The sequence below is a fragment of the Actinomyces sp. HMT 175 genome (assembly GCF_016694895.1).
Classification (GTDB): Bacteria; Actinomycetota; Actinomycetes; order Actinomycetales; family Actinomycetaceae; genus Actinomyces; species Actinomyces oris.
In genome coordinates, this window is record NZ_CP068012.1 from 1030788 (window position 1) to 1052456 (window position 21669).

At 67.4% G+C, this 21669-nt stretch carries 20 protein-coding genes, 3 tRNA genes and 1 pseudogene; 11 read left to right on the forward strand and 13 right to left on the reverse strand.

All coding sequences use genetic code 11. From position 1 onward, the window contains the following. Window positions 1–9: 9 nt before the first annotated feature. Together rdgB and rph are read right to left on the reverse strand one after the other, a co-directional pair. Window positions 10–717 (reverse strand): RdgB/HAM1 family non-canonical purine NTP pyrophosphatase, encoded by a 708-nt coding sequence (gene rdgB, locus JJJ14_RS04415; protein WP_201444783.1) that lies wholly within the window; start codon window positions 715–717, stop codon window positions 10–12. 3 nt (window positions 718–720) lie between these two features. Next, window positions 721–1527 carry a ribonuclease PH gene (gene rph / locus JJJ14_RS04420; RefSeq protein WP_101558440.1) on the reverse strand — a complete coding sequence of 269 codons (807 nt, stop codon included), beginning with the start codon at window positions 1525–1527 and terminating at the stop codon, window positions 721–723. Window positions 1528–1680: 153 nt separating this feature from the next. Between rph and JJJ14_RS04425 the strand changes: the two genes are divergently transcribed. Further along, complete coding sequence (locus JJJ14_RS04425) at window positions 1681–1974, forward strand: antibiotic biosynthesis monooxygenase family protein (RefSeq protein WP_004565265.1); 294 nt, start codon at window positions 1681–1683, stop codon at window positions 1972–1974. 1 nt (window position 1975) lies between these two features. Here the strand turns inward: JJJ14_RS04425 and JJJ14_RS04430 are convergent, their stop codons facing one another. Further along, complete coding sequence (locus JJJ14_RS04430) at window positions 1976–3328, reverse strand: SMI1/KNR4 family protein (protein WP_101558439.1); 1353 nt, start codon at window positions 3326–3328, stop codon at window positions 1976–1978. Between the two features lie 223 nt (window positions 3329–3551). Here JJJ14_RS04430 and JJJ14_RS04435 point away from each other — a divergent pair, with 223 nt between their 5' ends. After that, window positions 3552–3866: a hypothetical protein gene (locus JJJ14_RS04435; RefSeq protein WP_144033407.1), complete on the forward strand. Its 315-nt coding sequence runs from the start codon at window positions 3552–3554 to the stop codon at window positions 3864–3866. A 339-nt stretch (window positions 3867–4205) separates the two neighbouring features. On the opposite strand, the gene JJJ14_RS04440 is transcribed toward JJJ14_RS04435, so the two are convergent. Then, window positions 4206–5195, reverse strand: a complete 990-nt coding sequence (locus tag JJJ14_RS04440) for an IS481 family transposase (RefSeq protein ID WP_201444447.1) — start codon at window positions 5193–5195, stop codon at window positions 4206–4208. A gap of 78 nt (window positions 5196–5273) precedes the next feature. Next, window positions 5274–6227, reverse strand: coding sequence for a hypothetical protein (locus JJJ14_RS04445; RefSeq protein ID WP_201444784.1), 954 nt, complete (start codon window positions 6225–6227; stop codon window positions 5274–5276). Window positions 6228–6646: 419 nt separating this feature from the next. Between JJJ14_RS04445 and JJJ14_RS04450 the strand changes: the two genes are divergently transcribed. Then, on the forward strand, window positions 6647–6796 hold the full coding sequence (locus tag JJJ14_RS04450) for a hypothetical protein (protein ID WP_201444785.1): 150 nt from the start codon (window positions 6647–6649) through the stop codon (window positions 6794–6796). 300 nt (window positions 6797–7096) lie between these two features. Here JJJ14_RS04450 and JJJ14_RS04455 read toward each other — a convergent pair. The 6 genes from JJJ14_RS04455 to JJJ14_RS04480 form a co-directional block, all read right to left on the reverse strand. Next, a tRNA-Leu gene (locus JJJ14_RS04455) sits at window positions 7097–7181 on the reverse strand. 77 nt (window positions 7182–7258) lie between these two features. Further along, window positions 7259–7735, reverse strand: coding sequence for a thioredoxin-dependent thiol peroxidase (gene bcp, locus JJJ14_RS04460; protein ID WP_201444786.1), 477 nt, complete (start codon window positions 7733–7735; stop codon window positions 7259–7261). 155 nt (window positions 7736–7890) lie between these two features. Then, window positions 7891–8115 (reverse strand): hypothetical protein, encoded by a 225-nt coding sequence (locus tag JJJ14_RS04465; RefSeq protein ID WP_201444787.1) that lies wholly within the window; start codon window positions 8113–8115, stop codon window positions 7891–7893. A gap of 281 nt (window positions 8116–8396) precedes the next feature. Further along, window positions 8397–8472, reverse strand: a tRNA-Lys gene (locus JJJ14_RS04470). 48 nt (window positions 8473–8520) lie between these two features. After that, window positions 8521–8593: transfer RNA gene (locus tag JJJ14_RS04475), tRNA-Lys, on the reverse strand. A 182-nt stretch (window positions 8594–8775) separates the two neighbouring features. Further along, a complete protein-coding gene (locus JJJ14_RS04480) occupies window positions 8776–9288 on the reverse strand; it encodes a hypothetical protein (protein WP_075378778.1) in 513 nt (170 codons plus the stop codon). Between the two features lie 181 nt (window positions 9289–9469). On the opposite strand from JJJ14_RS04480, the gene JJJ14_RS04485 reads away from it, so the two are divergent. Both JJJ14_RS04485 and JJJ14_RS04490 read left to right on the forward strand, forming a co-directional pair. Further along, window positions 9470–10390 (forward strand): ATP-grasp domain-containing protein, encoded by a 921-nt coding sequence (locus JJJ14_RS04485; protein ID WP_004565259.1) that lies wholly within the window; start codon window positions 9470–9472, stop codon window positions 10388–10390. A 50-nt stretch (window positions 10391–10440) separates the two neighbouring features. Then, on the forward strand, window positions 10441–10815 hold the full coding sequence (locus tag JJJ14_RS04490; RefSeq protein ID WP_004565258.1) for a YccF domain-containing protein: 375 nt from the start codon (window positions 10441–10443) through the stop codon (window positions 10813–10815). Between the two features lie 29 nt (window positions 10816–10844). Here the strand turns inward: JJJ14_RS04490 and JJJ14_RS04495 are convergent, their stop codons facing one another. Continuing rightward, window positions 10845–12185: an amino acid permease gene (locus tag JJJ14_RS04495; protein ID WP_201444788.1), complete on the reverse strand. Its 1341-nt coding sequence runs from the start codon at window positions 12183–12185 to the stop codon at window positions 10845–10847. 190 nt (window positions 12186–12375) lie between these two features. Here JJJ14_RS04495 and mmuM point away from each other — a divergent pair, with 190 nt between their 5' ends. The 3 genes and pseudogenes from mmuM (at window position 12376) to JJJ14_RS04510 (ending at window position 14581) form a co-directional block, all read left to right on the forward strand. Continuing rightward, window positions 12376–13353: a homocysteine S-methyltransferase gene (gene mmuM, locus JJJ14_RS04500; protein WP_201444789.1), complete on the forward strand. Its 978-nt coding sequence runs from the start codon at window positions 12376–12378 to the stop codon at window positions 13351–13353. Between the two features lie 84 nt (window positions 13354–13437). Beyond that, entirely contained in the window at window positions 13438–13956 is a 519-nt protein-coding gene (locus JJJ14_RS04505) for a PadR family transcriptional regulator (protein ID WP_201444790.1), read from the forward strand. Beyond that, window positions 13946–14581, forward strand: a pseudogene (locus JJJ14_RS04510) (GyrI-like domain-containing protein). Before JJJ14_RS04505 ends, JJJ14_RS04510 begins: the two are co-directional and overlap by 11 nt. 2 nt (window positions 14582–14583) lie before the next feature. Here JJJ14_RS04510 and JJJ14_RS04515 read toward each other — a convergent pair. Then, window positions 14584–17244 (reverse strand): DEAD/DEAH box helicase, encoded by a 2661-nt coding sequence (locus JJJ14_RS04515; RefSeq protein WP_201445074.1) that lies wholly within the window; start codon window positions 17242–17244, stop codon window positions 14584–14586. A 126-nt stretch (window positions 17245–17370) separates the two neighbouring features. Between JJJ14_RS04515 and JJJ14_RS04520 the strand changes: the two genes are divergently transcribed. From JJJ14_RS04520 to JJJ14_RS04530, 3 genes are all read left to right on the forward strand, one after another. Continuing rightward, window positions 17371–18546, forward strand: a complete 1176-nt coding sequence (locus JJJ14_RS04520) for a hypothetical protein (RefSeq protein ID WP_101558427.1) — start codon at window positions 17371–17373, stop codon at window positions 18544–18546. 123 nt (window positions 18547–18669) lie between these two features. After that, entirely contained in the window at window positions 18670–20217 is a 1548-nt protein-coding gene (locus JJJ14_RS04525; protein WP_101558426.1) for an alanine/glycine:cation symporter family protein, read from the forward strand. Further along, complete coding sequence (locus JJJ14_RS04530; RefSeq protein WP_201444791.1) at window positions 20214–21668, forward strand: alanine/glycine:cation symporter family protein; 1455 nt, start codon at window positions 20214–20216, stop codon at window positions 21666–21668. Before JJJ14_RS04525 ends, JJJ14_RS04530 begins: the two co-directional genes overlap by 4 nt. Window position 21669 lies beyond the last annotated feature (1 nt).

The window sequence follows — 21669 nt, forward strand, 5'->3', positions numbered from 1 at the left end:
CTCGCGGGCTCAGCCGGCCAGAACCTCGGCCAGGACTGGCGCCAGGGCGCGGAAGGCCTGTCCCCGGTGGGAGATGGCGTGCTTCTCCTCAGGCGTCATCTGGGCGGTGGTGCGGCCCCGACCGCCCGGCTCATCCTCCTGGACGGGCACGAAGATCGGGTCGTAGCCGAAGCCCCCCTCGCCCTGAGGAGCGTGGAGCAGGCGCCCCTCCATGGAGCGCTCGATGGTGGAGACCTGCTCCGCCTGCCCACCGGAGGCCGGCTGGACCAGGACCGCCGCGCAGGTGAAGCAGGCGCCGCGGTGCGGGTCGGCGACGTCGCCCAGCTGGTCCAGGAGCAGCTGAAGGTTCGCGGTGTCGTCCCCGTGCCGGCCGCTCCAGCGCGCCGAGAAGATCCCCGGAGCCCCGCCCAGGACGTCGACGCACAGGCCCGAGTCATCGGCGACCGCGGGCAGGCCCGTGGCCCGGGCCAGGGCGCGGGCCTTGAGCAGGGCGTTGTCGGCGAAGGACAGACCGTCCTCCACCGGCTCAGGCGCCTGGAGCGATGCGGCCGAGATCACGGATTCGGGCACCAGCCCGGGCACGAGCGGCATCAGGATCTGCCGCAGCTCGGCCAGCTTGCCGGCGTTGTGGGTGGCCAGGACGAGGCAGGCTCCGGCGGGCACCTGGACCCGGTTCGTGAGCGGGGCGGCGCCGTCGGCGTCTGACGAGGTACTCACGGCTCAGGCCTGCGTGGACTGGGCCGAGGAGTCCGCCGAGGACACGGTGAAGGGCTCACCGCTGGGGCCGGCCAGGGCCTGGCGCTGGAGCGCCGCCAGACGGCTGTTGCCGGTGGCGGCCAGGTCGAGCAGCTCTCCGAGCTCGGAGCGATCGAAGGGGGCGTGCTCGGCGGTGCCCTGAACCTCGATGAAGCGCCCGTCCCCGGTCTGGACGACATTCATGTCGGTCTGGGCGCGCACGTCCTCCTCATAGGGCAGGTCGAGGCAGGGAACGCCGTCGATGATCCCCACCGAGATGGCCGACAGGGAGTCGGACAGCACCGGCTTGCCGGGACGGGCCTTGATGAGGCCGCGCTGCGTGCCCCAGGCGACGGCGTCGGCCAGGGCCACGTAGGCGCCGGTGATCGCCGCGGTGCGGGTGCCGCCGTCGGCCTGCAGCACGTCACAGTCCAGGGCGATCGTGTTCTCACCCAGCGCGGCGACGTCGATGATGCCGCGCAGGCTGCGGCCGATGAGGCGAGAGATCTCGTGGGTGCGGCCACCGACCTTGCCCCGCACGGACTCCCGGCCGGAGCGCTCCGAGCCGGCCCGGGGGAGCATGGCGTACTCGGCGGTCACCCAGCCCTCGCCACTGCCCTTGCGCCAGCGTGGAACGCCCTCGGTGAAGGAGGCGGCGCACAGGACCCGGGTGCGCCCGAAGGTCACCAGGACCGATCCCTCGGCGTGGTCGAGCCAGTGGCGGGTCATAGTCACAGGACGCAACTCGTCGACGGCGCGGCCGTCCTTGCGGGTGAAGGGGACAGTTGTCATGGGCTCAGGCTACCCGGCGGCCATCCGGTCTCGGGGCGGCTCAGCGCCGCGGGATGCTTCATGTCTGTAGTCCGCACCGGTAGTCAGGCGGTAGCGTTCGTTGCGATATCTGCTCGCGGCCGTGAGCCGACGGAGACACAGAGGAGAGCACCTATGACCTATGTCAACATCACCGCACTGACCTTCCCCGAGGGCGCCCAGGCCGAAATCGAGAAGCGCTTCGCCGCCCGGAAGCGAGGCGTTGACACCTCGCAGGGCTTCCAGGGATTCGAGCTGCTGCGCCCGCTGGTCGGAGAGGACCGCTACTTCGTGGTGACCCGCTGGGACCGGCGCGAGGACTACGAGCGCTGGAGTGCGGCGCGGCCCGCCGGCGGGCACGAGGACGACAAGCGCCGGGGCATGAGCGTGGAGGTCCTCGGCTTCGAGGTCGTCCAGCACGAGGAGTGACTCAGGGAGCCGGGGAGGGGGCCGTGACGAAGACCGACGCCGGTACCCCGCACCGGGAGTAGACGAGCTGGCAGGCGTGGCAGGGGCCGAAGGCCTTGGTCGGGGTCTGGATCTTCACCCGGGTGACAGTCTCGGGGAGGCGATCGACGCCGAACTCGGCGGCGCTCTGCTCGAGCATCTTGTAGGCGGCATCGACCTGGTAGGACCACCGCCCGAAGGAGCCGCCGCCGCGGATGGCGTGGTCGAGCCAGGCCTCGTACCAGGAGATGAAGCTCGGGGCCACGCGGGTGAAGCCATCGTCGCAGGCCCGTGAGTCCAGCCAGACGCTGCCGTCGTAGGGACTCATGCGCCACTCGGCGCCGCAACCGGCGTCGGCCAGGTGGATGCCTCCGTCATCGGCCGGGTAGATGTCCAGCCCATAGCCGGGGCCGGCGCCCGATCCCGCGATGGTGCTGAGGAACCAGCGCAGGTCCTCCGGCAGCGAGAGCCCCGCAGGCAGGTTCGGAGGCCCCAGCCTCATGCCGTGGTGGCTGCTGCCGAGCCAGCCGGCTTCGCTGCTGGGATCGTGGGAGGTCGCGGCGATGAGGTTGAGGGTGTGCTGGAGCCCGTCCCTGGTCAGGGGCGGGGCGGGCTCCAAGGGCGTGAGTACCGACCACTCCCGGAGCATGCGGTGGCCACCGGGCTCGGGTGGGATCGCGTCCAGGACGCTGCGTCCCGCGGGCCAGTCGGCGCCGGCGAGCTTGAGCTCGGTAATCGAGTGGGGGCCAATGCCCGCATAACAGCCCAGTGCCACCGCCTCATTGGAGCGAGTGGCGGGAATCAAGGGACTGGCGAGTACCCGGTCGGTCAGGGCGCGGGAGCCACCCAGCCGCCGGCGGTAGGCCTCCACCTCCTCGATCGGCATGTTCATGCTGCGGTCGAGATGCCCGGTGGCCACCCGGTAGCGTCGGCCTCCCACCGTGGCCTTGAACTGCTCGACGTTGGGATTATCAGAATCAATGAGGTCCGGGCGGCCGATTCCGGTCAGGAGGACGGGGCCGAAGGCACAAGCCCAGTTGCATCCGGCGGTGACCACCGACTCCAACTGTCTGGAGCCGTAGCCGCTGGCCGTGACCAGGACCGGTCGGTCCCCGAAGGCGCCTCCACTGATCTGAAGGAAGAGGAACGCGCCGTATGGCTCGTGGTCCTGAATCTCGTCAATGAAGCACTCGATGGCGGGCAGGCCCTCGCCCAGCCGGACCGTCTGGGTACCGTCGATGGTCTCGGTCGTGGCGCCTCGGAAGTGCCTGGCGATCGTCTGCGCCAGCACGACGTCGAGTGTGGGGGAGTCCTGACTGAAGGAGTTCTCTGTCATCGATGCCTCGGAACAGGTCGGCGGGAGCGGCAGGTGTCGGAGCGTACGAAAAAGACAGAGCCTTCTGTCAGAGTTTGGCGACCCGCTTGGTGCTGGGAACTGAAATCTGTACACCTGGGCAGCATTAAACCAAAGAGTGGCTGTCTCGGCTCTTCTTTCGCGGGTGCTTCATCGCAGGTGATGCGGCTACGGAATCGAGTGGGTCTAGTGTAGCGTCTACTGCGTGGGTAAGCGAGACCGCAACGGTTCGCGGTGCCCGTATCACGGCCTGCCGTCCTTTGATCGGCGTGGCGAACAAGCAACAGATTCCAGACTTGGCCTGCACGGTCTGCCTGTCAGTCAGATCGCTGCGCAGGTCGACGTCGCAGCGATCACCGTCCACACCAACTGCACCGCAGCGACGACAGGTTCGGGGCTGGCGGTCATCTGCTCCAAGCAGCGAAAACTCGAGCTGCATAGAGGAAGTTTTCAGAGCGTATTTGATGACAGATGCTGCTGCCGGAAGAAGGAAAAACGAGATGTAGTGCGATCGAACTGATAGGGACTCGCATTATCTGCTAACGATGGCGTGGTTGAACAGATATCGACATTTATATACTGCAGTCGGTTGTTGACGGGGCCTTATGAATTATTGGCGTATTCCTTAATGTGTGTATGCCGTCTTGTTGGTCGGTTAAGTTTATTCTACATTTCCTCTATCTCAGATCCCATGTAGCTGAGATCTTTTGGTCTTGTCGCGCCATCTGGTCAAAGTAGTTAGAATGATGCGATAAACATCTGCAATATGCTGGAGGTTCAATGCTACGCTTTTGTGATCCTAATCTATGTTATGGCCCCAATCTTTCGTTTCATTGTGCCCCGAACATCACGTCGTGCCTTAGATGTACTGATCGGGGAGGTTGGTTAGGCGGGTGATGGGTGGGTGGCCTTGGGTGGCGGTGTGGGGTCGGTGGTGATTGTAGAGGTGCAGCCATGCGGGTAGGGCCTGGCGGCGTTGGGTCTCGGAGGTGTAGTGGCGGGCGTAGGCCCAGCCGTCGGCCAGGGTGCGGTGGAAGCGCTCGATCTTGCCGTTGGTCTGGGGGCGGTAGGGGCGGGTGTGCTTGGCCTTGATGCCCAGCTGCTGACAGGCGGCTTGCCAGGCCTGGGAACGGTAGGCAGAACCGTTGTCGGACAGGACTCGCTCCACCTTGACTCCTCGGGCGCTGAACCATGACACCGCGCGCTGGAGCACTCCGACGGCGGTATCGGCCTTCTCATCGTCGTGGATCTCGCTGTAGACCACGCGGGAGTAGTCATCAATCACCGAGTGCACGCAGGCGTAGCCCATCACCGGTCTGCGGCTGGCCTGGCTACGGGCCTTGCCGGGGGTGGAGGCGCGGTTGCGCGCGCCCTGGCGCGCACCGACGTAGCGCCATCCACCACCGTCGGGGATGTTGCCGATCTTCTTGACGTCGACGTGGACAAGAGATCCGGGGTAGGGGTGCTCGTAGCGGCGCACGACCTGACCGGTGGCCCGGTCGGTGTACGACAGGCGGTTGAGGTGGGCGGCTCGCAGGATGCGGTGGACGGTCGAGGCTGCGACCCCGGTGCGGGCAGCGAGCTGGACGGGGCCCTCACGCAGGCGCATGCGCAGCGAGACGATCCGTTTGACCACTGCCTTGGGTGTGCGGTGAGGGCACGAGCGTGGGCGGCTGGAGCGGTCGGTCATGGGCTGGCCGGCCCTGTACCTGTCGGCCCAGCGCTTGACGGTGGGCCATGAGCACTGGAACCGGGCAGCAACCTCGCTGACGGGCCAGCCCTCCTCAACCACCAGACGGGCGACCCTCAAACGAGCACGCGGGGTCAGGGCTGCGTTAGCGTGGGACATGAGGAGAGCACCTTTCGTGTCTGGCTGATGGGGAACTGCAACACCTCCACTCAACCAGCCCAAGGCGCTCTCCTCACCTCAAAGACTCAGATCACACCCCCTCAACCAACCCTCCCGATCAGTACACTTAGATAGTATCTTGCTCGCGTTACTACCAAGAATTTCTTCTATCTCCCAGATTCTAACGGTCGCTTGGCGTGGTAACCAGATGCCGATGTGTTTGGCGTGGTAGTCGTTGTCGAGGTCGAGGATGAGGTAGCCCAGGAGCTGCATGAGGACTTTCCGCACCCATGGTGCGCTGATCTTGTCCACGACCTTGAAGTCGAAAAGGGTATCGTCGATGAACCAGTCGCCGTCGGCGCCGCCGACTAAGAAGTCGCCGGAGAAGGATGGGTTCGAGATGAAGAAGGCCCCTTGGTACATGCGCAGGCGCCAGTGCTTGATCTGGCGCTGGTTGACGATGCGCAGGCGAGCGAGGTCTTCGAGCATGAGCGGTGGGATCGAGTCGTACACCTCATCGACGTTCCGTGCTGCTGACAGGCGTTTGCCCAGCGAACTGCGTATCGCCCGCATGCCGGCGCGGTAGAGGGACTCGCACCACGCGAAGATGATGCTGGCGTAGTCCTGGTCGACGTCGTCGCCGTCTCTGGTGAGTCGTTCGGCTTCGAGGAAGGCGTCGCCAAGCACGTCTGATATGTGCTGGCCGTTCGGCAATATCGGTGCGAGGAGATGGTTGAAGACGTCCATGCCCATCGCCGAGGCGCTCCGGCGTGCTTCGAACTGGCCCAGCATCATCCTGGTGCGGATGTCGAAGGCCATGCCGACAGTTGGTGAGTGCCGCCGGGCGTCGGTCACTCCATCCGGCAGTGGTGCAGGGGAGCGTGCCTTGACGAGATCGTAGAAACCAAGCCGTTCAGCGATCCGTTTGCCTTCCGGGGACCTGCCACCCGCTATGGCTAGGGCAGGGGCGCAACCTTCCACCAGTTGTCGGAAGGGAGACTGTTTCTTGTTCAGTTCGCGCGTCAGGCTCATGTGAGGCTCCACCGCAGGATTGAGAGGGATATACGGCAGTGCAGCGCCGAGCGACGCCGGTGTCGCCACAGGGGACAGGGGCTGGAAGATGCCTCCAACAGGCACGGGGCCGCGTTGCCGTAAGCGATAGTAAAGTGCTGCACGACCAGCCAGTGACCGTCTCTCGTCCTGGTCGGTTGTTAGCGGCTGAATTGTGATCTGATGTGGTCGAAGTGCACGTTGCTATGCGATTCGTGCCCTGGGCTCAACGGCACTCATAGTGCGCTCACGGGCTGGCGTGTCTGCTGATTGCCGGCAGGAGGCTTATCGTGTCTCTCTTCGCGCTGGAGAACGGCACTATCGCAGCAGGACGGGGCAGTAGACGCTGGCGAGCAGGTGTCCAACGGAGCGATCGAGGTGCCTGCGCTGGTACACTCCCTGTGGCTTACTCGCTTATCCCACCCTCCAACTTCTCCACCCGCATGTCCATCGCCGCCGTTAAGACGGTGCAGGCGCACACGATGGGCAGCACAGCGCTGGAGAAGAAGAAGGAGCCAGCGATGCCAGCGAGGGAGGGCTGCCGATGCTGACACGCCAACCCTGACTCCTCACTCCGTCCACCTCGCCGATACCGGCTTCGGCACTCGCCTCAGCGCCCTACTCACCCCACCCTTCGACCAGCTGGCCAGCCCCAGCCTGCACACCGCCGCACACGCACCACCTGCAGCACCTGGCTCAGCCTGGCGCCTCAGCCACACCGCCCACCGCTGACGATGAGCCCACGAGACCCGAAACACGAACAACGCCCACCCTGGTGGGTGAGCGTTGTCCATCATCTGGAACCGTATCGCGGCCTGTTTCGACTGGGGTGGGTTCGGGTAAGAGCTTGTTGGTACGCGAGAAGGGACTCGAACCCTCACGCCCGAAGGCACCAGGACCTAAACCTGGGGCGTCTACCAATTCCGCCACTCGCGCTGTGCGGCGCCCACTCTACCGACCCAGGTCCCGGATAGCAGAATGCGGCGGCCGCTGCCGTGCTCGTATCAGTCCACTCAGTCCACGCCCAGTGCGGCGCGCAGCCGCTTGACATGACCGGTGGCTCGCACGTTGTACTGGGCCAGCGCCACGGTCCCGTCGGGGCCCACCACCACGGTCGAGCGGATGACACCGGTGTAGACCTTGCCGTAGTTCTTCTTCTCGCCCCACACGCCCCAGGCCTCCATGACGGCGTGGTCGGCATCCGACAGCAGGGGGAAGGTCAGGTCGTGGCGGTCGGAGAACTTGGCCTGCGCGCTCTCCGGGTCGGGGGAGATGCCGACGACGGCATAGCCGGCCGCCTCGAGCGCCTCCAAGGAGTCCCTGAAGTCGCACGCCTCCTTGGTGCATCCCGGAGTGCAGGCCTTGGGGTAGAAGTAGACGATGACGCCCTTGTCCGTGCTGGCGCAAAGGTCGCCAAGGGCCACGGTGCGGCCATTCTGGTCGGGCAGGGCGAACTCCGGGGCTCGATCACCGGCGGCGAGCTGGGGCATGGGTCCTCCTCGGGCTCCTGGACAGATGCACTCATCCTCGCATCGCCTCCGGTGCCTGCGGCAGTGAATTCGAGGACTTACTTTCGTGATCTGGCAAACGTTCAGCACGTCAGTCGCCCGGGACCCCCGACCCGGCTCCGGGTGGGACCTCCGGGTCAGGCGGCCTGGGCGAGCATTCGCCGCGAGGCCTGCTGCGCCGCCTCCAGGCGCTCCAGCGCCCGCTCGAGGCGCGAGGGGGAGGCGGTTGCCCCCAGAGAGGCGAGCTCCGCGCGGGCGGCGAAGAGCTCCCTGATAGCGGCCTCGTCGGCCAGGGCGTCAGTGGCTTCCGGCCCGGTGGCCGGAGTCGTCATGGCGGTCATGGTGTGGATGTTGCGTGTCATACGTATCTCCTCATCTTCCTTCAACGTCGTCGGCCCGAAGGGGCCTGGGGTCACAGCACGTGCCGAAGCGGGGACGTACCTGCCGAGCCGGCGTGCGCGGGTCAAGACTCCTGGCGCAGCGGCCGGTTGCGCCGCTGCAGACAGTGGTCACGAGGGCGTAGGAACCGATGAAACGGTGGAGTCCTGAGAATTTCTCAGTGCGGAGGTGGTTGTCTTCAACCTCCGTGGCGCGCCTACTGATATGCCTGCGGGATCATCCCGGGCGAAGCGCGTGCCCTTCGTGGTACACCGCCAGGGACTTGAACCCTGAACCCGCTGATTAAGAGTCAGCTGCTCTGCCAATTGAGCTAGCGGTGCTCGGTCAGTTGTGACCAGCTCTTCCGGCCCCGAGGGCTGGAAGACTCGTACACCGCCAGGGACTTGAACCCTGAACCCGCTGATTAAGAGTCAGCTGCTCTGCCAATTGAGCTAGCGGTGCTTTCACCACAGCGATGTCATTCGACGTGGCTCGCTGGGCGACGGAGGAATACTTTACGGATGGAGGAGGGCTTCGTCCAGTCAGGATCTGTGAAACCAGGCGATTGTGCGGCAAGTCTCAAGGGTGTGGTGGGGCTGGGTGGACAGAAGCAGTTGCCGCTGCGTGCTGCCCGGTGTCCCCGTTCAGTGCGATGAATGGCCCTCGCGGCCTTGCCTGCGACGGCGCACGTCGGCGGCACGGGCGCGGTCGCGTTTCGACATCGCACCGGTCGAGGATGACCCCCTCGACGGCGCTGCCTTCGATGCGCCAGCGCCAGTCCGCCCGCTGCGGCGATGGCCGCTCCGCCCGGCGGAAGTGCGCTTGGCGTCGTCGTCCTGCTCGATGCGGCCGGTGCGAGACCACTGGTGGTACTGCTTCAGCGTGGCCGCCTGCTCCTCGGTGAGACGGTGCCACAAGGGCAGGTCGAGCTTCTTGCGGTCGCGCACCCGGGTGCCGAGGGTCCAGCCCGCCAACATGACCAGTGCGACCACCATGCCGCCCCACATGCTGCTGCGGCCAGCGCGGGCGCCAGTGAGTATCGAGACGGTTCCTCCGAGCAGGCCCGCGGCAAGAATGGTCACGACGACGATGGCGGCCATGGATGCCCAGTAGCGCTGCGCGGCGGTGATGCGCGGCTTGCGGGATTGAGAAGTCACCTCGGCATTGTGACACCCTCGCACACGCGGGCTGAGCAGCGTGCGGGTGTCGAAAGGTTGCGGAACGGAGACCTGCTGGTCGCCCCGACCAGTAGGTAGCCATGTCCGCTGGTGCGGGCACGGTTCAGTGTCACATGTCTGCGGCTCTCGTCGCAGTGCTGCGCGCGGTAGCGTGGGCCGCATGAGCGACCCGATCGTGACGCTGGCGACCTGCGCCGACTTCCCTCACCTTGATGACGATGACCGTGGCCTGCCGGATGCCCTGCGTGCGCGGGGCATCGAGCCGCGGGTTGCCGTATGGGACGACCCCGACGTCGACTGGAGCCAGTCCGGCACGGTCGTGCTGCGCAGCGTGCGCGACTACGCCACCAAGGGCAACTACTCCCGGTTCCTCCAGTGGGCCCGGTCGGTGCCCAGGCTCGCCAACCACCCCGACGTCGTCACCTGGAACTCGGACAAGCACTACCTCACCCGGCTCAGCGAGTGGGGGGTCCCCATGATCCCGACGATGTGGCTGGAGCCCGAGGCCGGATACTCCAAGCACCAGGTTCACACCCGCTTCCCGGCCCATGGCGACTTCGTCGTCAAGCCGGCCGTCTCCTCGGGCGGGCGCGGCACCGGGCGATACACCGCCACCGACGCCGCCTCCCGGTCCGCCGCGATCAATGACGCCATGCACCACCTGCGCCGCGGGCGCACCGTCATGGTCCAGCGCTACCTCGAGGAGGTCGACCGTAAGGGCGAGGTCTCCCTGGTCTACTTCAACGGCGTGCTGTCCCACGCGGTGGAGAAGGCCCCGATGCTCCACCCCTCCTTCAAGTCCACCGACGAGATCCACGAGGAGATCGTCACGGCGCGCGAGCCCAGTGAGCAGGAGTGGCTCTGGGGTGAGCGGGTGCGCAAGGCCATCCACACGCTGATTAAGGAGGTCTCCGGCCGCGACATCCAGCTCCTGTTCAACCGTGTCGACGTCGTCGGGGACGGTCAGGGCGGTTTCTACCTCATGGAGGTCTCGCTGATCGATGCGGGCCTCTACCTCGGGGCGGCACCGGAGGCGCTGGACAACTTCGCCGACGCCATCGCTCAGCGCATCTTCTGGTGACCTCGTGGGCGCGGGCGTCCCGAGGTCCCCGGATGTGGTAGATAGGTGCCATGCGCACGCTGCTCAACATCATCTGGGTCGTCTTCGGCGGGTTCTGGCTCTTCCTCAGCTACCTCTTCTTCGGACTGATCGCCTGCCTGCTCATCGTCACGATTCCAGCAGGTGTCGCCTCCTTCCGTATCGCCGCCTACGTCCTGTGGCCCTTCGGGCGTGAGGTGGTTCCGGCCCCCGGGGCCGGCGCCATGAGCGGGATCAGCAACATCATCTGGTTCCTGGTCGCCGGGCTCTGGCTGGCCATCGGCCACCTCACCACCGCCGTGGCGCAGGCCATCACCATCATCGGGATCCCGCTGGCCGTGGCCAACATCAAGCTTATCCCCGTCACCTGCTTCCCCTTCGGCAAGCAGATCATCGAGACCCGCTAAGGCCCCTCGGGCGCCGGACCACCAGCGGCTCACAGACTGACGCGGCGGTTGACTCCCCAGTAGCCCACGTAGCAGACCACGAGGAAGACGGCGGTGATCGCCAGGCCGGCCCTCTGCTCGGGGTCGAAGACGATGAGCAGGCACGAAGCCACGGACAGCCCCAGCGCCGCGATCGAGACCCACGGATGCCCGGGAGCCCGGTAGGCCAGGTCCTCAAGGCTGCGGCCCTCAGCGAGCCAGCGCCGTCGGAAGGACAGGTGGCACGCGGCAATCACCACCCAGACCAGGACGACGGCGAGACCGGAGACTGACACCAGGACCAGGTAGACCGTGGAGGCCGCATAGGTCGAGGTCAGCAGCGAGGCCAGCCCGCCGACCATGGACAGGCCCATCGCCAGGGCGGGCACCCCGAAGCGATTAGTGCGCGCCAGGACCTTGGGCAGAGTGCCCTCGTTGGCCAGCGACCACAGCATGCGGGTCGAGGCGTAGAGCCCCGAGTTCGCCGCCGACAGGATCGCGGCCAGAATGACGATGTTCATGAGGGTCCCGGCGTAGGGCACGCCGATTCTGGACAGGACCGTCACGAAGGGGCTCTCCTCGACTCCGGCCTTCTCCCACGGGATCAGGGCGGCGATGACGATGATTGAGCCGATGAAGAAGATGGCCAGGCGGGCCAGGGTCGCCTGGATCGCGCGCGGAACAGTGGTGCCCGGATCCTCGACCTCACCAGCGGTGATGCCGATGAGCTCGGTGCCGGAGAAAGCGAAGTTGACGGCCAGGATCGTGGTGAACACCGCGCCGAAGCCGTTGGGGAAGAGACCGTCCCGGTACAGATTCGTCAGCCCCAGGAACGAGCGGTGCCCCTCGTAGGGCAACAGGCCGACGATTGCGGCCGTGCCCAGGGCGATGAACACGATGATGGCCACCACCTTGATCCCGGACAGCACAGTCTCCGCCTCGGCGAAGACCCGGACCGAGACCATGTTGAGCACAAGGACCAGGACGATGAAGGCGGCCGCCCACACCCATACCGGAACGCCCGGGAACCACCCGTACATGATGATCGCCGCGCCGGTGAACTCACTTCCCAGAGCGACCGTCCACGTGAGCCAGTACAGGATGGCAGTGACGAAACCCGTGGCGGGCCCCAGGTACTGGCGGGCGTAGACATGGAAGGCGCCGGTGAAGGGCATCGCAACGCTCAGCTCTCCCAGGCACTGCATGACCAGGTAGACGATGACTGCGCCGATGGAGTAGGCCAGCACGGTCCCCAAGGGGCCGGCCTGGTGGATCGTGTTGCCGGTCGAGAGAAACAGTCCCGTGCCGATGACCCCGCCGAAGCTAATCATCATGAGGTGACGTCGGTTCATGCGGCGTTCCAGCGCGGTGACACGCCCCTGGCTGTCATGGTCTCCCCGACCTTCGGGGCCGTCGTGGTGGGGCCGAGGGGGAGGGGCGGGTGACGTATCCGATGCGGTGGCGGGCTCGCGGTGATGTGCAACCGGGTCCATGCCTGAGACGCTACCGGTGTCGTCTCGAGCCATTCGATACCGTGTCGCAATGCGAACGTCCTCGGTACCCGCCACGGCCTTCGGTCGAGAGCCGGTCCGGTTGTCTGATCTACTGGACCGAGGTCCGGTCGTCCTCGATGGAGCGATGGGGACCGAGCTCGACGCCCGCGGAGTCGACACCCGCAACGCGCTGTGGTCGGCGCGTGCGCTCACCACGGCGCCCGACGTCGTGCGCAAGGTGCACTCCGACTATCTGGATGCGGGGGCTCGCGTCATCACCACCAACACGTACCAGGCCACGCTTCCGGCGCTGGTCCGTTCCGGGGAGGATGCCGCCGGAGCAAGGCGGGTCATCGCAGCCGGCGCCCGCCTGGCCAAGGAGGCGGCCCGCCAGTTCGGCAAAGAGCATCCCGAGGAGCCGGTGCTCGTCGCCGGAGGGCTCGGGCCGTATGGGGCCTATCTGGCTGATGGCAGCGAGTACACCGGTGCCTACGGCATCGACATCCTTGAGGACTCCGGTTTCCAGGAGGTTCACCTGCCGCGCATCGAGGTGCTGGCGGGGGAGGGGATCGACCTATTCGCCCTGGAGACGCTTCCGCGTCTGGATGAAGCGCGGGCGCTCGCCTCCATGGTCACGGGCCTCGCCCCTCAGGCCCAGTGCTGGGTCTCCTTCCAGGTGCGCCCCGACGGCTCCACTCTTGCTGACGGTACGCCGCTGGACGAGGCGGCGGCCTGGGCTGAGTTGGAGGAGATAGTCGTCGCGGTCGGCGTCAACTGTGTGGCCCCGGGCGTTGTCGCCCGCGCGCTGCCGGTACTGCGTGCGGCTACCCGTAAGCCGCTGGTGGCCTATCCCAATGCGGGCGATCTTTACGACCCGGCAACCAAGACCTGGCAGTCCGCAGGTGACGGGGCTGGAATCCCGGAGCTGGCTCCCTCATGGATCGCTGAAGGGGTTCGGCTCGTCGGCGGCTGCTGCCGCACCCGGCCGGCCCAGATCCGTCAGCTCGCCCGCGCGGTCTGCCCGTAACTGAGAGTCCTTCGACCTTGCCGCTCCGGTGAATCAGCACGGTAACCGACTTGCTTACCATTACTCTAGCGCTAGAGTATCGGTATGTCCTCCGACGCCGACATCGTTGTCCTCTCTCTCCTTGCCGAGCAGCCGCGCCATGGCTACGACCTCGATCGGGTCATCGAGCAGCGCGGCTACCGCCAGTGGACCTCCTTGGCCTTCTCCTCCATCTACTACCTCCTCAAGCGCCTGTCGGAGCGGGGGCTCCTCGAGCCCGACGAGGGCACTCAGGGACGGCGCACCGTCTTCCGCGTCACCGAGGCCGGGCGCCGCGAGCTGAAACAGGCCGCCAGTGAACGTGTCCTCGCCCCGGCTCCGCCTTCCGCCGGAGTGCTCCCGGCCCTCAACGCCTATAGCCGGCTCGACGATCCTGCGCTCGCGGCCCTCCTCGCGCGTCGCGCCGAGGCACTCCTCGGCAGGCTCGATGAGCTGCGCGCCCTGCGTGCCCAGGTCGACGAGGAGCACGCCCTGGCCATCTTCGACTACGAGATCCTGCGCCAGGAAGCGGATCTCGCCTGGACCCGATCCCTTCTGAAGAAAGCAGACAGTGATGAGGACTGACATCAAGAAGGACCGCAAGGACCTGTACCTGCCGGGAAAGGCCGACTTCACGGAGGTGGACGTACCGGCCATGACCTACCTGGCCATCGACGGCCATGGCGACCCCAACACCTGACCGGCCTACGCCACCGCGATCCAGGCGCTCTACGCGGGCGCCTACGCGATCCGCGCCGTGCTGAAGAAACGAACCGGCGATGACTTCGTCGTCGGCCCCCTGGAGGGACTGTGGACGAGCGCCGACAATGCGGCCTTCGTCGCCGGTGACAAGGGGGAGTGGGACTGGACCATGATGATCCCCCTGCCCGAGGCGGTCTCCTCGCAGGACATCGCCGAGGGGCTGGCGCAGGCGGCGCGCAAGAAGCCGGAGCTGCCCGTCTCCGCTCTCAAGGAGCTCTCCCTGAGCGAGGGCAGGTCGCTGCAGATCCTCCACGTGGGCACCTACGACGACGAGGCCCCCACCCTGGCGCGCCTGCACGACGAGATCATGCCGGGCCTCGGCCTCACCTGGAACGGGCCCCACCACGAGATCTACCTCAGCGACCCCAGGCGCGTGGCACCGGAGAGGATGAAAACCGTCCTGCGCCAGCCGGTCCGGTCCGTCGTGGAAGCCAACGAGGCGGGTTAACCCTACTGTGGGCCCACGGACAGAAGGTGGACGACCGCGCGTCCCTCCCGGTCGCACTCAGCCAGATCCACCAGGGCCGTCAGCCGCCAGTCGTGATCGCCGTCGGGGTCCTCCAGGACCTGCGTGGCCAGCCACACCTGCTTGCCGGAGGCATCCAGGGCCTCGCGCAGGCGCTCACTGACCCCGGCGGCCGCCAGGGCCGTCTCATCGGGGGCCTCGTCGAGCGGCGCCAGTGAGATCGCCCGAGCCGAGGTGTCGGTGCCGATCCAGTCGTACTCGTCCCAGTAACGGCCCAGCACCTCGTCCCAGCGGTCCTCGCCCCAGCCGGAGGAGGCGTCCAGACGGCCCAGGGCCTCGACGTCGTCGCGCGCCATGAGCTCCACGCGCCGGAACATCTCCCGGCGCACCGCCACTCGGAAGGCGTGACGGTTGCGAGTGAAGGCCACCGTCCCGTTCTCGTCCGCGCCGAAGGCCCGCTCCACCCCGGATGAGTCGTCCGCGCCGGGACGGTCGCCCTCCAGCAGGCCGGCGGCCTCGCCGGCCTTGCCTGCCTGGGCCTGACCGAGCGCCTCCCACTCATCGAGCAGGGAGGAGTCGACGGCGCGCACGAGTGCCCCCAGCCAGTCGATGAGCTCGACCACTTCAGGAGTGCGGTGCTCCTCGGGCACGACCTGGCGCAGCGCCCGGTAGGCGTCGGTCAGGTAGCGCAGCACCACGCCCTCGCTGCGGCCCAGCTCGTAGCGGGAGATGAGGTCGGAGAAGGTCATCGCGTTCTCCACCATCTCGCGCACCACCGACTTGGGCGCCAGCTCGTGCTCGGCGATCCACGGGTTGGCCTGCTTGTACATCTCCAGAGCAGGAGTGAGTAGCTCGGCCAGCGGCTGGGGCCAGGTGACCTCCTCCAGGGCGGCCATGCGCTCCTCGTAGTCCATGCCCTCGGCCTTCATCGCGGCGATCGCTTCGCCGCGGGCGGCGCGCTGCTGGGCGTAGAGCAGCGGGCGCGGATCGTCCAGGGTGGCCTCGACGACGCTGACGACGTCGACCGTGTGCTCCGGGGCCTCCACGTTCAGCAGGTCCATGGCCGCTAGGGCGAAGGGCGCCAGGGGCTGGTTGAGGGCGAAGTCGGCCGGCAGGTCCACCGCCAGGCGGAGTCGGGGGCGCCCATCGGCGGCGGCCTGGGCGCTGGAGACATGGGTGAGGACCCCCGCCGTGCGCAGGGACAGGTAGATCTCCAGGGCGCGTCGCACGTGGCGGCGCCGCTGGGCCTCGGGCTCGTGGGCGCGTTCCAGCAGTTCCGCCATCGCCGCCACCGGGTCGCCGGCGCGCTCCATGAGGTTGAGCACCATGGTGGTGGTGACCTGGAACTGGCTGTTCAGTGTCTCCGGGGCCGCGTCGCGTAGCCGCTCGAAGGTCTTGTCGGTCCAGTTGACTCGCCCCTCGGGGGCCTTCTTGCGCACGATCTTGCGGCGCTTGCGCTCGTCGTCGCCGGCCTTGGCCAGCGCCTTGGCGTTCTCGATGACGTGCTCGGGGGCCTGGACGGAGACGTAGCCGCGGGTGTCGAAGCCGGCGCGCCCGGCTCTCCCGGCGATCTGGTGGAACTCTCGGGCGGTGAGGTGACGCTCCTTGGAGCCGTCGAACTTCACCAGGGAGGTCATGACCACTGAGCGGATCGGCACGTTGATGCCCACCCCGAGCGTGTCCGTGCCGCAGATGACGGACAGCAGGCCCTCGCGGGCCAGGCGCTCCACCAGCCGCCGGTAGCGCGGCAGCATGCCCGCATGGTGCACGCCGATCCCGGCGCGCAGCAGCCGCGAGAGTGTGGCCCCGAAACCGCCCCCGAAGCGGAAGTCGCCGAGCGCCTTCACGATCTCGGCCTTACGCGACTTGGGCACCAGGTCCACGCTCAGCAGGGAGGTCGCCCGCTCCACCGCCTCCTTCTGGGAGAAGTGGACGACATAGACCGGCGCCTTGTCCTGCCCCACCAGGCGCTGAAGCAGCTCACCGATCGGCTCGACGACGTACTCCATCTCCAACGGAACCGGCCGCACGGCGTCGTCGACGACGGCGACCTCGCGGCCCGTGCGCTCGCGCAGGTCCCGCACGAAGAAGGAGACGTCGCCCAGCGTGGCCGACAGCAGCACCATCTGCGCCTGGGGCAGCTCCAGGAGGGGCACCTGCCAGGCCCAGCCGCGCTGCGGGTCGGCGTAGTAGTGGAACTCGTCCATGATGACGCAGTCCACGTCCATGTCCTCGCCCTCGCGCAGGGACTGGTTGGCCAGGATCTCCGCGGTGCAGCAGATGATCGGGGCGGCGGCGTTGATGGAGGTGTCGCCGGTGACCATGCCGACGTTGTCCGCCCCGAACAGGCGCACCAGCTCGAAGAACTTCTCACTGACCAGGGCCTTGAGGGGGGCCGTGTAGTAGGAGCGGCCCCCGCGGGCCAGGGATGCGGTGTGGGCGGCCAGCGCGATCATCGACTTGCCCGAGCCGGTCGGGGTGGCGGCGATGACGTGGCGGTCCTCCAGGATCTCCGACAGCGCCTCATCCTGGTGCGGGTAGAGGGGACGGCCGGTCGTCTCCGCCCAGCTTGAGAAGGCCAGGTAGACCTCCTCGGGCTCGGGGACGCGCTCGGGATCGTCAGCCGGAATGAGGGCATCGAGCATCGCGTTGAGGGCCGGAGCAGTCTGGGAGGTCACGGCGTCATCGTCTCACGTGGGTACAACAGGCGGAGCAGAGGGCCTGTGGCATGCTGGGCACCTACCGTCCGTCCAGTCTGCCGTAGGAGGATGATGGACCCCCGTGCCCGCATCGAGGCCTTCCTGGCGGACTACGCCGCCGCCCATGCTGAGGTCAAGCCGCTGTTCGACAAGTGGAAAGAGGAGGATCCGTTCCCCGCGTGGTTCACGAAGACGGCAGCACTCCGAGCCACTCATCAGCTGGAGAGATCGCTCAAGGGAGACATTACCGGTTTCTCTGAACCGGCAGCCTTCAGCCCGGAAGCCGTCACGATTGAACGTATCGATGTCTATGGTTCGAGTGCTATGGCAAGGCTGGCTCGAAGCCGGCGCGCCATGGGGGACCCCATTATCGAGATGATGCTGGTTCGCGTCGGCGACGACTGGCGGATCGACACCATTGACGACTACGACGAGGAGCCGGGCTCCCCACTGGTGGACAAGGACGTGCTCGAGGCCTGGAAGGCCGCCGCCGACAAGACGAGTCCCATGGAGGCCCAGCACAAGGAGGACATGCCCGACCCCGCGGCCGTGTTCTCCGCCTCCTGGGCCTGCGAGGCGCTCAGTGAGGAGTTCATTGAGGAGGGCATGGAGTGGCAGGAAGGAGACGGCGACTGGGACGACCCGGAGGTCTTCGCCCCCTTGCTCGCCAAAGCCATTGAGCAGGCGCGTCGTCATGCTGAGGTCGGGCCGGTCGAGATTCAGGAGATCGGTCAGTTCCCGCACGGCAGCTACCTGGCGGTGGGAGACCCCTTCGGAGGGATGTGCCTGTGCACCCTCAGGCTCGATCCCGGAACGGCTCGGGCTCAGGCCCTGCTCACCACGCTGGGTGGGGAACGGAGTGTGGCCGCGCTGCGCGTCATCCTCGCGGACCGCGAGCCGGTGCAGTGGAAGCACGCGATCGTCGGGACGAAGCCGGCGCGCTCCATGGACTTCTGTTCGTGGCCTGAGCTGGACACCAGGTCGGGTAACGGAGCCATCGCCGACGCCGATACCTACTTCGGCATGACCCACCGGCAGTACTCCCGAGTATGGCGACAGATGCAACGGGCCTTCCTCATGGATCCGGGGTCGGGGCCCATCGGCGCCTCGGCCTCGGCCGGCCGGCATCCCGGCGTCGCCCAGGCCTACTGGGGCCTGGATGAGGACGGCCGGCCCGTCCAGCTGGTGCTCGACCACCAGGAGCTCTGGGCGCCCGCCGACCCGCCCGAGGCCACGGCCGGGGCCTGAGCCGTGCGGCGTCGGCCCGCGCCCGCGTCCTGAGGAACGACCGCACTATGTCCCGGGCGGCGATTCATGAGAGCATGCGGGCCGTCCCCACCTGTCGCGACACCGTGAAAGGCTGAATCTCCCATGGATGCCCTCGCCGCTCAGCTCGAGGCCGTCTCGGACTGGATCACGCTCCACATCACCATGTGGGTGCTCGTCGGTACCGGGATCCTGCTGACCATCCGCACCGGCTTCGTGCAGCTCCGCCGTCTGCCGGACATGTTCCGCCAGGTGGCCGGGTCGCGTTCCGGGGCTCAGGGAGGCATCTCCTCCTTCCAGGCCTTCACGATCTCCCTGGCCGCCCGCGTGGGCATCGGCAATGTCTTCGGAGTGGCCGCCGCCCTCATCCTGGGTGGCCCCGGCGCGATCTTCTGGATGTGGGTGGTCGCCCTGGTCGGGATGGCCACCGCCTTCTTCGAGGCGACCCTGGCCCAGATGTTCAAGGTCCGCCACACCGATGGCTCCTTCCGCGGCGGGCCCGCCTACTACATGGCGCGCGGGATGCGTAGCCGCCCCCTGGGTGTCGCCTTCGCGGGACTGACGATCTTCACCTGCGGCTTCTCCATCATCATGGTCCAGTCCAACGCCGTCGCCGGGGTCATCGGCCCTGACTCCCCGCTGCACCTGCCCCCGAGCGCCGCCGCCGCGGTGCTGGTGGGGCTGTCCGCCCTGGTCATCCTGGGCGGAGTACGCCGGGTCGCCCGCGTCACCGAGTGGATGGCGCCCATCATGGCCCTGGTCTACGTCGTTATGGCCGTTGTCATCGTCGCCCTCCACATCACCCAGCTCCCGGGGATTATGGTCACGATCATCTCCTCGGCCTTCGGTCCGGTGCCCTTCGCCGGAGGGGTGACCGGCGGCATCATCGCCGCCCTGACCAACGGGACCCGCCGCGGCCTGTTCTCCAATGAGGCCGGACAGGGCACCGCCCCCTTCGCCGCCGCCACCGCCACCGTGGCCCACCCCGTCCAGCAGGGGCTCATCCAGTCCCTCGGCGTGTTCGTCGACACCATCATCGTGTGCACCGCGACCGCCTTCATCATCCTGGTCTCCGGCGTCTACAGCCCCGCCCTCGTCCAGGCCGGCACGCTGACCCCCAAGGCTGCGGGCACCTTGACCTCCGACGCCGTCGCCGCCACCCTCGGCAGCTGGACGGCCGTCCCCATGGCCATCGTCATCTTCGTCCTGGCCTTCTCCTCCATCATCGCCGCAGCCACCTACTCCGAGGTCTCCATGACCTTCATCTCCGAGCGGCCCGAGTGGCGCTGGCTGCCCCGGCTCGTCTCGGTGGTCTCCACCGGGCTGGGGGCGCTCGCCTCTCTGACCGTCGTGTGGAACACCGTCGACATCACCATGGCCGTCATGACCCTGACCAACCTGGTCGCCCTCATCTGGCTCGCCCGCTGGGGAGTGGGGGCACTCAGGGACTGGGACGCACAGCGCGCGGCGGGACGAGTCGCGCCCCTGTTCAGCGGCGTGGGCAACCCCTACCTGCCCGGTGACCTCCCCGGTGACGTCTGGACCGGCGAGAGGACCCACCTGGCCGAGGCGGACAGCACCGCCGACGACGGCGTTCCCGCAGCCACCCCGGCCAGCAGCCAGCCCGCCGCCTCGACAGGAGCCGACGCATGAACCTCACCAGTATCGAGAACCTGCTCAACTCCGTCGACGACTTCTTCTACACCTATCTTCTGACCGCCCTGCTCATCCTGGCCGGCATCTACCTGACCGCACGTAGCCGTCTGGTTCAGCTGCGCCACTTCGGCACCATGGTCAACTCGCTGTCCGGGTCCCGATCCGGTGCGCAGGGTGGCATCTCCTCCTTCCAGGCCTTCGCCGTGGGCCTGGCCGCGCGCGTCGGCATCGGCAACATCGCCGGAGTCGCCCTGGCCATTGTGGCCGGCGGCCCCGGTGCTCTGCTCTGGATGTGGGTCGTCGCCCTCATCGGCATGGCCACCAGCTTCGTGGAGTCCACGCTCGCCCAGATCTTCAAGGAGCGCGGCCGGGACTTCACCTTCCGCGGGGGCCCGGCCTACTACATCAAGAACGGTCTGGGCTCGCCCCTGTGGGGCAAGATCTTCGCCGCCATCTGCATCGTCTCAGTCGGCGTGACGGTGGTCATGGTGCAGACGAACTCACTGGCCCAGGTCATCACCGCCACCGTTCCCAGCGTCTCGGCCTGGATGGTCGGGGTCTTCCTCGTCCTGCTGACTGCCCCCGTGGTCCTGGGCGGGGTCCGGCTCGTGGCCCGCGTCGCGGAGTGGCTGGCCCCCATCATGGCGCTGGCCTATGTGCTCATGGCCTTGGTGGTCATCATCCTCAACATTGGCAGGCTCCCGGAGGTCCTGGGGAGCGTCTTCGAAGGGGCATTCGGTCTCAACCAGGCCCTGTTCGGCACCGCCGGAGGAGTCCTCGCGGCGCTGCTCAACGGCGTGCGCCGCGGGCTGTTCTCCAACGAGGCCGGGCTCGGCACCGTCCCCAATGCCGCCGGCACCGCGACCGTCGCCCACCCCGTGCGACAGGGCCTCATCCAGTCCTTCGGCGTCTTCGTCGACACGATCCTCGTGTGCACGGCCACCGGCCTGCTCATCCTCCTGACCACCAAGACCTATCACCCCGGCGACGGCTCCCTGGTCGGAGCGATCCTCACCCAGCAGGCCGTTGCCGAGCACCTGGGTGCCTGGACCACCTGGCCCATGGTGGTGCTCATCTTCGTCCTGGTCTTCTCAACGGTGCTCGGCTGCTACTCCTACGCCCAGGTCAACGTCAACTTCCTGGGCGGAGAGCGCCGGTCCGAGCAGATCTTCGGGATCGTCCTGACCGCTGCGGCCTTCGGCGGCACCGTCCTGACCCTGCCCGTCGTCTGGGCCCTGTCCGACATCGCCCTGGGGCTCCTGGGCGTGCTCAACCTCGTCGTCATCATCCGGCTGGCCCCCTGGGTCATCGGAGCCCTGCGGGACTTCGAGTCCCAGCGTGCCCGGGGCATCACCGAGCCCGCCTTCGTGGGCCACGGCAACTCCCTCCTGCCCGGAGACGTGGTCCCCGGCATCTGGGAGCCCGACGACGTGGCGAAGCGGGGCTGAT